The organism is Rickettsia lanei (assembly GCF_056242675.1).
Window position 1 is genome coordinate 968,993 of sequence record NZ_CP172233.1, and the last position, 14,291, is coordinate 983,283.

Below are 14,291 nucleotides of genomic sequence, written 5' to 3' on the forward strand. Positions count from 1 at the left end.
ACTATTTTTATAATTACGTAATAATGTTGCTATAGCATATTTTAGAAAGCTTGATATAAGTGAATTTTGCAGGATTCGCTTGTGTTCACGTATTTTTATAAGCTGTGTAGGCTCACCCTTAAATTCATCTTATCTGAAGCTTTCTAAAATATGCTGTAACTTTTCAGAAACAACTTTAATGTCATAATTTTGTTTGAGAGTAAGGTAGGCGTTTTTAGAAAATTCTTTTGCTTTTATAGGGTTCTCTATTAGATAGACAATTTTTGCTGCTAAATCTTCAGCAGAGCCGGCTTTACAAATAAGCCCGTCTTGCATGTCGTTTAAGATTGCTGCAGGCCCTTCAGTATCTGTACTAACGATAGGCATGCTTGCCTCCATTGCTTCAAGCACTATAATGCCAAACGGTTCATGAAGAGACGGTAAGCAAAAAATATCTATTTGTTTAAAGAATTTATCTCTATCGTGAACCCATCCCGTAAATGATATTTGATCTTGTAAATTAAGTTTATGTGCTAAAGCAATTAAATTATCTTTTTCCTCGCCGCTTCCACCTATAACTGCATGAAGATCATATTTTTTTTCTTTTAAAATTTTGATAGCTTTAATAAAAACATCAACACCTTTCTTAGCTACAAATCTTGCTAGTACACCAATTACGACAGGTTTGCTATATGTTTTATTTGGAATAAAGTCTTTAGCAATATTTATCATATTCGGTAGGATGCATATCCTAGATTCGGCAAAGTGATTTTTTAATAAAAATGCTTTCATATGATGCGTCAAGGCAATAACAAAATCACATTTACGTAGTCCTTTTAAACTATAATTATGAGCGATACCGATTAATTTTATATTTTGTGATTTAGCCAATTTACTAAAATTTATTGCTCTATTACCGTGTGCTATAATTATATCGGGTTTAGTCTTATGAATTATATACTTAAAAATAAGTACCGAGAGTAAATCAAACGGTACTATATTAGGTAGTTTTAAGCTTTGTTTGTATAGAAGAAAGGAATTTATTTTTGCCTTGTAAGAAGTGATATTTATAACCTCAATTTTTTGCATCTCTAAAGCAGTGCTATAATCTAAAAATGCTTGTTGAATGCCGCCAAGGTCACGACTTAGCATAATATTAAGGATCTTCATTACTTATAATTGCTCGATTTCTTTTTCTGTTAAACCGGTAAAATCTATAATTTTATCTAAAGGTTTATTTTTGGCTAACATGTTTTTAGCTATAGAAATTTTTTGTTTTGCTGCCCCTCTGGCTTCCCCTTTAGCTTCAGCATCCATAATTTTCTGCTCTTCTACGGCTAGATGATCCGTTTCGGTTTTTATCATTTTTTCATAAGTATTTAACTCTTTTTCAGACCAACTAGCTTGATCCAAAGCATAAAAAGCTTTTTTAATAATAAAATCATGACCTATCAAATTCTCCATTTCTTCTAGAGTGCTTTCATGTGCATGTTTAAAGAAATATGCCCATTTTTCTTGAAGGTTCTCTAATTGATCTAATTCTTTATTAAATTTCTCAAGCTCTAAAAAGCTAAAATACAAATCTTGTAGGTCGTTCTCATAAGTTTTAGTATCAAGTAATCTATGATTTGATCTCCAATCTTTTTTATCGGGCAATAAAATAAAATCGGCAATAGCTAAGAATATTACTCCTCGAAGTTTTGCATATACTGCCATTTTTTTATGATCTTCATCTTTGTTTATTATTTTGCTTGAATAGGCCTTTGCTGTATAAAGCTGAGTTCGTTTTTCAAAACCTGGATGTTTGCTAACCTGCATCTCTACAATAAATTGAGTACCGTATTTATCTCTACATAATACATCAACTATAGATTGTCTATCAGTAGGGATGTCAGAACCTTAGATTTTTTTTTAAAAAAGTAACTTCGGTAATTACTTCTTTTCCCGTATAACCTAAAATGTTATTTAGAAAATGAATAAGTATATCCTTATTTTTTTCTGTACCGCAAATTTTTAAAAATGCATAGTTATTTTTAGGGTCTAAGAAACGTGAAATTAGCATAATAGTCTATATTTTTATATATCATCACTTCATTATAGCAAATTCCAAGAAATTTGCTATAATACAATTTCCTAATATATAAAACATTATGATTAGTAAAATTAATTTTGTAAAAATGCATGGTCTCGGTAATGATTTTGTTATTGTTAACAAACGAGATTTATCAAGTTCATATGATTTATCGCAGTTAGCAAAAAATATGGCTGAGCGTCATACAGGTATCGGTTGCGATCAGTGTATTATTTATGAAGAGCATAATGATTTTTATGAAATGATTATATATAACATAGACGGCTCTAGTGCTAAATTATGCGGTAATGCTACAAGATGTTTAGCCAAGTTAATTTATCTTGATACGGGAAAGCAAGATATTACCGTAATAGTAGGCAATAAAAAATTGCTATGTAATGTCAATGATGAAAATAATATTAGCGTTAATGTAGGAAGCGTGAGTTTTAATGAAGCTTGGATGCCAAGTCGTGATAAAGTTTGGCAATTTGCAGAGCGTTATATGATTGATTTAAAGGAAACTATTTGCGTTGATATAGGTAATCCACATGTAGTTATTTTTAGTAAGTTAGAACCTCAAGATCAAAAAATTGTCGGTGAAAGATTGCAGGCTAAGGAATTATTCGCAGATGGGGTAAATGTTAATTTTGCTGAAGTAAAAGATAATAAAATCTATTTATCCGTTTGGGAGCGGGGGGCAGGGTTAACGCTTGCTTGCGGAAGCGGAGCTTGCGGTAGTTTTGCTGCCGGTTTAAAGCACGGTTTTATCCATTCACCAAGTACTATAGTCTTTAAGCACGGTAACCTTACTATGAAAGAAGAAAACGGTAATATAATAATGCAAGGGGCAGCTACGCTTGTAGCACGTGGGGAATATTATTGTGAGCAATAATTTAAGACAAAACGTAGTAACATTTGGCTGTAGACTTAATATTTACGAAAGTGAGATAATACGAAAAAACTTGGAATTGTCGGGTATCGATAATGTAGCAATATTCAATACTTGTGCGGTAACTAAAGCAGCTGAGAAACAAGCAAGACAAGCTATACGCAAGGCTAAAAAAAATAATCCTGATTTAAAAATTATTGTTACCGGCTGTAGTGCTCAAACAAGTCCGCAAATGTACGGTAATATGCCGGAAGTTGACAAAGTTATAGGTAATGCAGAGAAGTTATTACCTCATTACTACCAAATTACCGATGCAAAAATAACAGTTAACGATATAATGTCGGTGAAAGAGACGGCAAGTCATTTAGTAAGTAGCTTTGACTGTAAGTCTCGTGCTTTTATTCAGGTACAAAACGGTTGTGATCATTTTTGTACTTTCTGTATTATCCCTTATGGTAGAGGAAAAAGTAGATCAGTAGCAATAGGAGCTATAGCAGAGCAGGTCAAGCATTTGGTATTAAACGGCTTTAACGAAGTAGTTTTTACCGGTGTTGATGTCACGGCTTATGGTAGTGATTTGCCAGGAAGTCCAACATTCGCACAAATGATTAAACGAGTGTTGAATTTAGTCCCTGAATTAAAGAGGCTTAGATTATCTTCAATAGATGTTGCAGAAATAGATGATGAACTTTTTGAGCTTATAGCTTATAGTGAAAGGATAATGCCGCATTTTCATATTAGCTTGCAAGCAGGTGATGATATGATCTTAAAACGTATGAAAAGACGTCATAATAGAGCAAACGTAATAGAGTTTTGTCGGAAACTGCGGGCAATAAGACCGGAAGTATCTTTTGGTGCGGATATTATAGCTGGTTTCCCGACTGAAACCCCTGAAATGTTTGAAAATACAAGAAAATTAATTTCAGAAGCGGAATTACAATATTTACATGTTTTTCCTTATTCGGAAAGAGAAGGAACGCCTGCAGCACGTATGCCACAAGTACCTAAAAATATAAGAAAAGAAAGGGCAGCAATTTTAAGGCAAGAAGGGCAAAACCAGTTGACCGAATTCTTTAAAAAACATATAGGACAGCAAGTGGAGTTATTAGTAGAGAATAATAATATTGCCCATACCGAAAATTTTATTCCGGTAAAGCTAGATAAACCTTTAGAAATAGGGCAGATATTTAAAGCGAAGTTGGTGGCGATAGAAGAGAATTATATGAAGTGTATGTTGGTTTAAAGTCATTGCAGGGAGGTATTGTTGCGTAGATACTGAAGGTCGTCATTGCGAGGAGCCGTAGGTGACGCGGCAATCCAGAAAATAATTAAAAAAATTCTGATTTACAGAATTTTTAACTGGATTGCTTCATCAATTGCTATGCGATTTCCTTGCAATGACGGATAAACAGGTCCACGCAACAATGCCCGCTCGCAATGACGTTCTACCGTACAATAAAAAATCAAAAACAAAAAAACAATCATGGAAAATATAGAAACAATATTAAGGCTTGCTGAGGACAAAATCTTATTAGTACAAAACTTAAAAGCTCTGCAAGAATATAAAGTAGCATTTTTAGGCAAGAACGGTATAGTGACCGGTGAGCTTAAAAAATTAGGTAGTTTAAATGAACAGGAACGTAAAGAATTTGGCTTAAAAATCAATAAATTAAAAGATACAATACAGAATATAATAAAAGCAAAAGCAGAAATTTTAGAGGAGCAGGAACTAAATTTTAAACTTGCTGCCGATAAAATTGATTTAACAATCCCTGCACGGAGATATAAACAAGGTTCTATTCATCCAATAACACAATGTAGTGAGGAGTTAATACAAGTATTTTCGCAGTTTGGTTTTACTATAGAAAACGGACCGAATATCGAGAATGATTTTCATAATTTTACCGCTCTCAATTTTGAAGATGATCATCCCGCAAGGCAAATGCATGATACTTTTTATTTGAAAAGTCAGGAAAATAATAAGCCGTTGTTATTACGTACTCATACCTCAACAGTGCAGATTAGAGCTATGAAAAACGGCAAACCGCCTTTTAGGTTTATAGCACCGGGTAGGACTTATAGATCGGATTCGGATATGACGCATACGCCAATGTTTCACCAAATAGAAGGGCTTGTTATGGATAAAAATATCAATATGGGACATTTAAAATATGTTATCACGACATTTATAAAAAGCTTTTTTGAAAATTCTAATATTGAATTACGTTTTAGACCCAGCTTTTTCCCATTTACCGAACCTTCTGCCGAAGTTGATATTCGGATGAATAAAAACGATAAATGGCTTGAGGTCCTCGGTTGCGGGATGGTTCATCCAAACGTGCTTAAAAATGTTGGTATCGATAGCAGCGAGTATCAAGGTTTTGCTTTTGGGCTTGGAGTAGAGCGTTTTGCAATGTTAAAATATAATATCAAAGATTTAAGACAATTTTTTGAAGGAGATATGCGTTGGCTTAAACATTATAATTTTGGGAGCTTTGATATACCGAATTTAGCAGGAGGGCTTACGAAATGAAATTTACGTTATCATGGTTAAAACAATTTTTAGAGACATCGGCTTCAGTTACTGAAATTGCCGAAGCCCTAACAGCTATTGGCCTTGAAGTGGAAGAGGTGATAGATAAAGCAGCAGCATTACAAAAGTTTGAAGTAGCATATATTACAAATATTAAACCTCACCCGTCAGCTGATAAATTAAAGCTTTGTGATGTTGAGACTAAAAGCGGTATGTTGCAAATAGTTTGTGGTGCGCGTAATGCAAGAGCAGGTATAAAAGTAGTACTTGCAAATATCGGAATAGAAATACCAAACGGTAAATTTAAGATTAAGGAATCTGTTATTAGAGGCGAAAAAAGCTGTGGTATGCTTTGCTCTGAAGAGGAATTACTGCTAGCTTCAGAGTCTGAAGGGATTATAGAGCTATCTGAAGATGCCGTAGTTGGAGAGAATTTTACTAAATATTACGGTTTAGATGATCCTATATTTGTTATTAACGTTACTCCTAATCGTGGTGATGCACTTGGAGTTTACGGCATCGCAAGAGATTTAGCAGCTAAAGGAATAGGCATACTTAAAGAGCTAGAAATTGCGGCAATAAAGAGTACATTTATTTCTAAAATGAAGCTTAACGTGCAAGATAAGGAAGCCTGTCCGTTATTTACTTTTAGAGAGATAAGAAATTTAAAAAATAAACCAAGCCCTGATTGGTTACAGAAATTATTAAAAAATGTTGGGGTAAAAACTATTTCAAGCTTAGTGGATGTAACAAATTATATTTCCTATAGCTTTGGGCAGCCGATGCATGCTTACGATGCAGATAGGATAAAAGGGGGAATTACTGTAGCACGTCATTGCGAGAAGCGTAGCGACGAAGCAATCTCAGGACAACAAAATGAGATTGCCACGGCTGCTTTGCAGCCTCGCAATGACGTAGCTAAATGCCACGCCCTAAACGGCAAAGAATATTTACTTACAGAAAATGATTTAGTTATAAAAGATGAAAGTGGTATTCAAGGTCTGGCCGGTGTCATTGGCGGGGCTGATAGTAGTTGTACTGATAGTACAACTAATATAATACTCGAGGCTGCTTGTTTTAATGCTAAAATGGTTGCAGCTAGCGGGCGAAGGTTCCAAATTGATACGGATGCTAGATATCGTAATGAGCGTAATATCGATAGAAATTTTACGGAAAAGGCTTTGGATATAGCAACTAATCTTATTTTGTCAATATGCGGAAACGGTGAAGTATCGGAAGTAGTGAAAGTCGGTGAAAAAGAGTCACAAAAAAAACCTTTAGATTTTTCAGCATGTTATTTAGAAAAAATTACAGGAATTAAACTAAATATCAAAGCGATAGAAGCCATATTACATAAACTAGGATTTATTACGGATGTTAAAGGTGAGATTATAAAGGTAATAGCTCCTTCTTGGCGTCACGATATAACTATTTTAGAAGATATAGCTGAAGAAATCGCTCGTATTTACGGCTATGATAAAATAGAGAGTATAAAATTACCTGAACTAGACCAAGATAATAATAAGCTAAGAGAGCATAAAAGAATATCTAGTTTTAAAAGGATATTAGCAAGCAAAGGTTATGATGAGGTAGTAACTAACTCTTTTATGAGTAGTGAAGATGCAAAGTTGTTTGCTGAATTAAAAGAAGAGTTATTTTTGCTTAATCCTATGAGCATAGGAGACAATTATATGCGTCCTACTATACTGCCGAATTTGTTAAGTATAGTAAGTAAAAATCTAGCACGCTCTATAAAAGATATGGCTTTTTTTGAAGTTGGACCAAGTTTTATAGATTTAAATACGGAAGCAACTTATTTGACGGCAATTATAAGCGGTTCATATAATAATAAAAACCCTCATTCGCTTGGACGAGGCTATGATGTTTTTGATCTTAAAGGCGATTTAGAGTTGGTAGCTGATTATGCAGGACTATCTATAGATAAATGTATAGCAACAAATGGGACAGCATTGCCACAATATTATCATCCAACTAGAGCAGTAAATATAGGGCTTGGTAAAAATTTATTAGGTCATTTTGGGCAGATACACCCTAAAATCTTGAAATATTACGATATTAATCAGGAAATATTTGCATTCGAGCTAAATATTACGAATTTGCCGTTGATAAAAGCTAAATTGGGTAAAAGAGACGAATTTGCAGTATCGGATTTCCAAGCTAATTTTAGAGATTACGCATTTATTGTTGGTCAAGATCATAGAGTCGGTGAAATAATAGCATATATAAATAATTTTAATAAAAAGCTTATCAAATCAGTTATATTATTTGATATTTATAGCGGTGATAAATTACCTGAAGGTAAAAAATCTATAGCGGTTAAAATAGAGCTACAAGCAGATGATCGGACGTTATCTGATACTGATTTAAATTCGTTCAGTAAAGATTTAGTTGCTGCCATCTCACAAAAATTTCAAGGAACATTAAGAGAATAACAATATGTTAAAATTAATAGTGGAAACAAAAACATTAGTTCAGTCCCTAGGGTTTGCAAGTTCCGTTGTTGAAAAACGTAATTTCATACCTGAATATGCAAACATTAAATTATCAGCACAAGACGGCAATCTAGAGCTTAGTTCTACTAATATGGATTTGTACTTAAGTCAAAAAATAGCAGTACAGGTAGTAAGTGAAGGTGAATGTACCGTTTCTACGAAAACTCTAAATGATATAGTCCGAAAACTTCCGGATTCCGAGCTTACATTAACAGATCTCGGTACAACGGGACTTGAGATCAAAGGAAAAAATTGTAAATTTAATTTATTTACTTTGCCGGTTAGTTCTTTTCCTGCAATGGATAGTATTAATCCTGAAGCAAGTTTTAAAATTTCCTGCACGGATTTTGCTAAAATAATCGAATCGACAAAATTTTCGATTTCTTTAGATGAAACTCGTTATAATTTAAACGGTGTTTATTTACACATAAAAGACAAAGAGTTTTGTTCGGCAAGTACCGATGGGCATAGACTTTCGATTTCATGGGTAACATTAGAAAAACAAATAAAGAATTTTGGAGTTATATTACCCCAAAAAAGTGCAGAGGAAATTTTAAAAATCGTTAAAGATCCTAAAAATATAAATGAAGATATAGAAATTTTATTAAATAGCAATAAGATTAAATTTATATGTAACGAAAATACTATTATGCTATCAAAGCTTATAGACGGTACTTTCCCTGATTATAGTACTTTTATTCCGGAAAGCAGCAGCTCAAAATTAGTAATTAATCGAAAAATGTTTGCAGATAGTATAGAAAGGATAGCGATAATAACCGTTGAAAAATTTAGAGCAGTAAAATTATCGTTATCTTGTGAAACCTTAGAGATTAGTGCCGTCGGTGAAGCAAGAGGCAACGCAAAAGAGGTTATTAATTCTTCACAAGATAAGGAAAGTTTTTATGAATATAATAGTGATGAGTCTTTAGCTATAGGCTTTAACCCGCAATATTTGGAAGATGTCTTAAAAGCAGTGAAATCGGATTTAGTAGAACTATATTTTTCAGATGTTTCAGCACCGGTACTTATTAAATTTCCTGAGAATCCTAAAGATATTTTTGTCGTCATGCCTGTTAAGGTGTAAGTGTTATGAGAACCGGAATATATAAGCATTACAAAGAAAAATTATATCAAGTTATAGATACTGCAAAACATACTGAAACTTTGCAAGAGTTATATGATAATTTCCAGCTTCTGGGTAAGGCCGCTTGAAATGTTTAGCGAAAAGGTTTTATTACACGGCAAAAATATTCCACGTTTTGAATTTATTTCTGAGAAATAATTAAATCTGCCCTATGTCATTCCCGCATAGGCGGGATCGAGTGGGTTTTTTTTGAGCCATATAACAATGCCAAAGAACGGTGGGAAGAAATAATTTTTGACTAATAGCTAAAGCTTCTCTATTATTTCCCTCAAGCACACTAATTAAATATTGGTTATGAAGAAAATTATCGGATTATTTTTTGTAATTATACTTAGTGCAATAAGTACTAGTATCTTAGCGGGTGATTATCCAAAAACAGAACGAGAGCAGAAATGGGACGAAGTCGGTTCTATAGCAGGTGAAGAAGGATTAGTTTTTAGACCGGGTAGGGTTAAGAATGAATCTACTAAAGCTATAGGAGGTTCAGTTAATAAATATCTCTGGCAAGCAGCATTAGAGACTATAAGTGTGGCTCCTCTTGCATCAGCCGACTCAAACGGCGGCGTGATTATTACGGAATGGTATAGCCCACGTTCTAATCCTAATTTTCGATTTAAAATAAATATATTTATTAAAGACGATGTAATCAGCCCTGATTCAATCGAAGTGAAAGTATTTGAAGAAATGCTTAAAAATAAACAATGGGTATTTAATGAAAACACCTCAAATCTTGCTATCACGCTTGAAGATAAAATTTTAAGAAAAGCTAGAGAGATATATATTAATAGTGTGAGGTAATAACAGTATTGCCGTCATTGCGAGGCAATTACAGAGTAATTGACAAAGCAATCTCAGGATATTTGATGAGATTGCCGTGCAGTCTACGACTGCTCACAATGACAATGCAGTATATAAATTAAAAAAATATGAACCAAATAGAACAAAAATGGCAGTACATTTGGCAAGAAGAAAAAGCTTTTGAGGTATCAAACGCGAGTAGCAAGCCAAAATATTACGTACTTGAAATGCTGCCTTATCCTTCCGGTAAAATCCATGTAGGTCACGTACGCAACTATTCTATAGGTGATGTTATTGCAAGGTTTATGACTATGCAAGGTTTTAATGTACTTCATCCGATGGGTTGGGATGCTTTCGGGCTACCTGCCGAAAATGCCGCAATAAACAATAATTCTCACCCAAAAAAATGGACATATGCTAATATCAAGAATATGAAAAAGCAGCTAAAATCTATGGGCTTTTCTTATGATTGGTCTAGAGAGATAAATAGTTGCGATCCTGAGTATTATAAACATGAGCAGAAATTCTTTTTAGAGCTTTATGCACGAAATCTTGCTTATCAAAAAGAATCATTTGTTAATTGGGATCCGGTTGATAATACTGTGCTTGCGAATGAACAAGTTGTAGACGGGCGTGGTTGGCGTTCAGGTGCAATAGTTGCAAAACGTTATTTAAAGCAATGGTTCTTAAAAATTACCGATTATGCTGAAGAATTATTAAACGAAATTCAGAATTTAAAAGAGTGGCCTGAAGCTGTTCGGTCTATGCAAGAGAAATGGATAGGTAAATCGATAGGTGCTAATTTTCATTTCAAAATTAAGGATAATGAAGAGATTACTATAGAAGTATTCTCAACCAAACCTGAAACCATTTTTGGTGCTAGCTTTATAGGAATTGCCTTTAATCATCCGATAATAGAGCGGTTAGTTTCTAAAACACCTGAAATACTCGCTTTTATAACTCAATGCTCGCATATTACAAGAAGTAGCAAACTAGAAAAGGCTGAAAAGGAAGGTGTATTTACCGGTCTTTTTGTTACTCATCCTTTCGATTCAAATATAGTTTTACCGGTTATTATTACTAATTTTGTGCTAATGGATTATGGCACTGGTGCAATATTTGGTTGCCCTGCTCATGACGAATGTGACCATGAATTAGCTGTTAAAATGAATTTATCTATTAAACAAGTAATTAAAGCAGATATGGATGTACAAAAGACCGCTTATACGGAAGATGGAATTTTAATTAATTCGGATTTTCTAAACGGCTTAACTAGTAACGAAGCAAAACAAGAAGTCATCGGAGCATTTGAGAAACTAGGCATAGGTAAACGCAGCGTAAATTATCGTCTAAAAGATTGGGGGATTTCAAGGCAGCGCTTTTGGGGATGTCCTATTCCTATGATTCACTGCGAAATTTGTGGCATAGTGCCCGTACCTTACAAAGACTTACCCGTTACTTTACCTGATGATGTCAATTTTGACGGTCACGGTAATCCGCTTGATCATCATCCTAGTTGGAAACATGTTAATTGTCCGAAATGCGATAAGCCGGCTGTGCGTGAAACCGATACTTTTGATACATTTTTTGAATCATCTTGGTATTTTACGAGATATTGCAATAGCAATGCTACAGAGATGACTGATAAAAAAGCTTGTGATTACTGGCTACCGGTTGATAAATATATAGGCGGCATTGAACATGCGGTAATGCATTTATTATATGCAAGGTTTTTCACAAAAGTAATGAACGAACAGAATTACGTAAGCGTTCGAGAGCCTTTTAAAGGGTTATTTACTCAAGGTATGGTGCTGCATGCCACTTACAAAGATGAACATAATAATTGGTTATATCCTGAAGAAGTAGTTAAAAAGGGTAATGAATTTTTTCATAAAGAAAGCAATAATAGAGTAGTGCAGGGACGCATTGAAAAGATGAGTAAGTCTAAAAAGAATCTCATCGATCTTGAGACAATGCAAGAGCAATATGGGGCAGATGCTATTAGGCTTTTTGTACTGTCCGATAGTCCGCCTGAGAAAGATCTAGAATGGTCGGCAAGCGGTATTGAAGGCTGCTCACGTTTTATTAATAAGCTTGAGTATATGTTTAAGGCGATAGATTCTTTAAAAGATGATGTGAATAGCGAGGTTAATAAAGAGCTTAATAGGTTAGTACATTTTACAATAAAGCACGTCGCCGAAGATATAAAGCATTTGGCCCTAAACAGAGCAATAGCACGTATGCGTGAGCTTTCTAATGCTATATCTGCTGAAATATCCAAAGATAAAATTGATGTTAAAACCGTAAGGCATGGCTTTAATGTTTTAGTACAGCTACTAAATCCTTTTATCCCGCATATTACGGAAGAAATTTGGCAAAAGCTTGGCAATAAAGCGCGATTATATAATTTGTCTTTTCCTGCATTTGATGAATCAATGCTAGAGTTAGATACATATATTATGGCAGTGCAGGTTAATGGCAAACTCCGTGATACCTATGAGTTTAAAACTTCCGTAAGTGAAGATGAAATAAAGCAAGTGACCGTCAGTTTGCCAAAGGTACAAAAGTTCTTAGAAGGGAAAGAGCCGAAGAAGATTATCCTCGTTCCTCGTAAAATTGTGAATATACTCGTTTAATTTGGACAATTGGCTACGTCGTTTTGGGTAAGTCTTCGGATGCTCACGTATTAAGTATATGCTCCGCTCCTCGGCTTACAGATTCCTTGCTCTTTCCAAATTAAACTGCGTCTATCTACTTTTCATTTATCAGAAGTATATTATTTTTTGAATCTGTCATCCCGTGATTTGATCGTGGGATCTAGTTTAAAATACTAAAATTATTAGTACTTTAAGTTATTTTTAAATACCGTGGTCAAGCCGCAGTATGACACCTAGTATACTTTTATTGTATTACCTTATCATACTAACCCAAAAAAAAGTAGTAGTATGACCTAAAACTACCTCCTTATGTTTATCTAATGAAGAGTCATAATGCTGCTTCGTCTCATTTATAAAATTACTGCAATTATTATGGTAAGTACCTTTTGAAGCACCCTTATAACTCTGATAAGATGAAGTTTCATAATGTCCCTTCTCTAAGGTAATAGTAAATATTGTTTATTAGCATTAATACTTTATCTATTATATAATTAGCTGCCTACCAAAATGCGGCAAAACCGCCATCAATACTTAAAGTTTCTTCTTCTGTTTCACAAGTTATAATCCTAGGATAACAGAGGTTTGCTATACTATTTAGACTTAGATTTAAATCTGACTTTGAATCTAGCACTTCTATTTTTTTTCTATTAGTCATAAAAATCCCCTTTTAGTTACTAATTAATTACACTTTTTGTATAACTTGTATCTAAGGGTAAATTTGTATGTCAATCCGGTACTCACATCCTTACGTATTTTTATGTACGCTGCGGTGGCAAGTGTTTCCATGTTTTCTTCAAATTCTTTCTTATTAGCTACATTATGCAATAAGTCTATTGTAGGCTCAGTAATTTAAAAAAATCAATTAGCTACTAATAGACTGTCTGTAATAAATTTTAACCGGTAATTTAATTTTTTTTGCTGTAAATTATAAGATTTTTTTGAAATAGGAACTGCTATTTCTGCAAAAATCTTCAATTATTAATGAAAATTTATTACAGATAGACTATTAAATAGTGCGCCTGATTTTATACCTGAAGTCAATAAATGGTATTAATAAATTAATGCATGAAAATATCAATTTCATTCCAACCGATAAGGTCTAAATTAGCTCTTATCGGTAAAAAACGGAAAATATCTTGGGCAAGTTCATACCTATTTTCTTTAAGTAGCATGTTTTGTAAAATATCTTTTAACTGATGCAAATAAAGCACATCTTTTGCTGCATATTCTTTTTGTTCTGAAGATAAATGATCCGCACCCCAATAGGAAGATTGTTGTTGTTTTGAAATATTTATATTAAGCAATTCTCGGCACAAATCCTTAAGCCCATGACTATCGGTATAAGTTCTAACTAGTTTTGAAGATATTTTAGTACAAAAGATATTTTCTAAATCTATACTTAAATATTTTTTTATGGATGCTAGATCAAATCTAGCAAAATGAAATATCTTACATCTAGTTTTATCTAGTAATAATGCTTTTACATTAGGAGCTGTATAATCTTGATTTGTAAAATGAACAAGATGAGCTTCACCATTGCCGTTACTCAATTGTAGCAAACATAGTTTATCTCTATGGAGATTTAGTCCCATTGTTTCGGTATCTATAGCTAAATCTCCTTCAAGTGTAAAATTATTAGGTAGGTCGTTTTGATAAATTTTTATAGTCATAAATGATTTTTAATTCCTTTGAATCAATAATGTTGTT

At 33.6% G+C, this 14,291-nt stretch carries 12 protein-coding genes and 1 pseudogene; 9 read left to right on the forward strand and 4 right to left on the reverse strand.

Annotated elements, in window-relative coordinates; translation table 11 throughout:
• Positions 1 to 129: 129 nt before the first annotated feature.
• Positions 130 to 1,149, reverse strand: a complete 1,020-nt coding sequence (locus ACHBLB_RS05545) for a glycosyltransferase family 4 protein (RefSeq protein ID WP_475841192.1) — start codon at positions 1,147 to 1,149, stop codon at positions 130 to 132.
• A gap of 3 nt (positions 1,150 to 1,152) precedes the next feature.
• Positions 1,153 to 2,041: pseudogene (locus tag ACHBLB_RS05550) on the reverse strand (Rpn family recombination-promoting nuclease/putative transposase).
• An 88-nt stretch (positions 2,042 to 2,129) separates the two neighbouring features.
• On the opposite strand from ACHBLB_RS05550, the gene dapF reads away from it, so the two are divergent.
• The 9 genes from dapF (at position 2,130) to leuS (ending at position 12,563) form a co-directional block, all read left to right on the forward strand.
• The gene (gene dapF, locus ACHBLB_RS05555) at positions 2,130 to 2,942 is read left to right on the forward strand and encodes a diaminopimelate epimerase (protein WP_475841194.1); all 813 of its coding nucleotides are present in this window, start codon (positions 2,130 to 2,132) and stop codon (positions 2,940 to 2,942) included.
• Positions 2,917 to 4,182 (forward strand): tRNA (N(6)-L-threonylcarbamoyladenosine(37)-C(2))-methylthiotransferase MtaB, encoded by a 1,266-nt coding sequence (gene mtaB / locus ACHBLB_RS05560; protein ID WP_475841197.1) that lies wholly within the window; start codon positions 2,917 to 2,919, stop codon positions 4,180 to 4,182. The genes dapF and mtaB overlap by 26 nt, the downstream gene beginning before the upstream one ends.
• Before the next feature lie 240 nt (positions 4,183 to 4,422).
• Positions 4,423 to 5,472: a phenylalanine--tRNA ligase subunit alpha gene (gene pheS / locus ACHBLB_RS05565; protein WP_475841199.1), complete on the forward strand. Its 1,050-nt coding sequence runs from the start codon at positions 4,423 to 4,425 to the stop codon at positions 5,470 to 5,472.
• On the forward strand, positions 5,469 to 7,925 hold the full coding sequence (pheT, locus tag ACHBLB_RS05570; RefSeq protein WP_475841202.1) for a phenylalanine--tRNA ligase subunit beta: 2,457 nt from the start codon (positions 5,469 to 5,471) through the stop codon (positions 7,923 to 7,925). Before pheS ends, pheT begins: the two co-directional genes overlap by 4 nt.
• A 4-nt stretch (positions 7,926 to 7,929) precedes the next feature.
• Positions 7,930 to 9,069: a DNA polymerase III subunit beta gene (gene dnaN / locus ACHBLB_RS05575; RefSeq protein ID WP_475841204.1), complete on the forward strand. Its 1,140-nt coding sequence runs from the start codon at positions 7,930 to 7,932 to the stop codon at positions 9,067 to 9,069.
• Positions 9,070 to 9,074: 5 nt separating this feature from the next.
• Positions 9,075 to 9,197 (forward strand): DUF1653 domain-containing protein, encoded by a 123-nt coding sequence (locus ACHBLB_RS05580; protein WP_012262374.1) that lies wholly within the window; start codon positions 9,075 to 9,077, stop codon positions 9,195 to 9,197.
• Position 9,198: 1 nt separating this feature from the next.
• Entirely contained in the window at positions 9,199 to 9,267 is a 69-nt protein-coding gene (locus ACHBLB_RS05585) for a hypothetical protein (protein WP_475842771.1), read from the forward strand.
• 156 nt (positions 9,268 to 9,423) lie between these two features.
• On the forward strand, positions 9,424 to 9,927 hold the full coding sequence (locus tag ACHBLB_RS05590; protein ID WP_475841206.1) for a DUF3576 domain-containing protein: 504 nt from the start codon (positions 9,424 to 9,426) through the stop codon (positions 9,925 to 9,927).
• A 128-nt stretch (positions 9,928 to 10,055) separates the two neighbouring features.
• Positions 10,056 to 12,563, forward strand: a complete 2,508-nt coding sequence (gene leuS, locus ACHBLB_RS05595; protein WP_475841209.1) for a leucine--tRNA ligase — start codon at positions 10,056 to 10,058, stop codon at positions 12,561 to 12,563.
• Between the two features lie 520 nt (positions 12,564 to 13,083).
• Here leuS and ACHBLB_RS05600 read toward each other — a convergent pair.
• Together ACHBLB_RS05600 and ACHBLB_RS05605 are read right to left on the reverse strand one after the other, a co-directional pair.
• A complete protein-coding gene (locus ACHBLB_RS05600) occupies positions 13,084 to 13,239 on the reverse strand; it encodes a hypothetical protein (RefSeq protein ID WP_475841211.1) in 156 nt (51 codons plus the stop codon).
• Between the two features lie 403 nt (positions 13,240 to 13,642).
• Positions 13,643 to 14,254 (reverse strand): ribonuclease D, encoded by a 612-nt coding sequence (locus ACHBLB_RS05605; RefSeq protein WP_475841214.1) that lies wholly within the window; start codon positions 14,252 to 14,254, stop codon positions 13,643 to 13,645.
• Between the last annotated feature and the right edge of the window lie 37 nt (positions 14,255 to 14,291).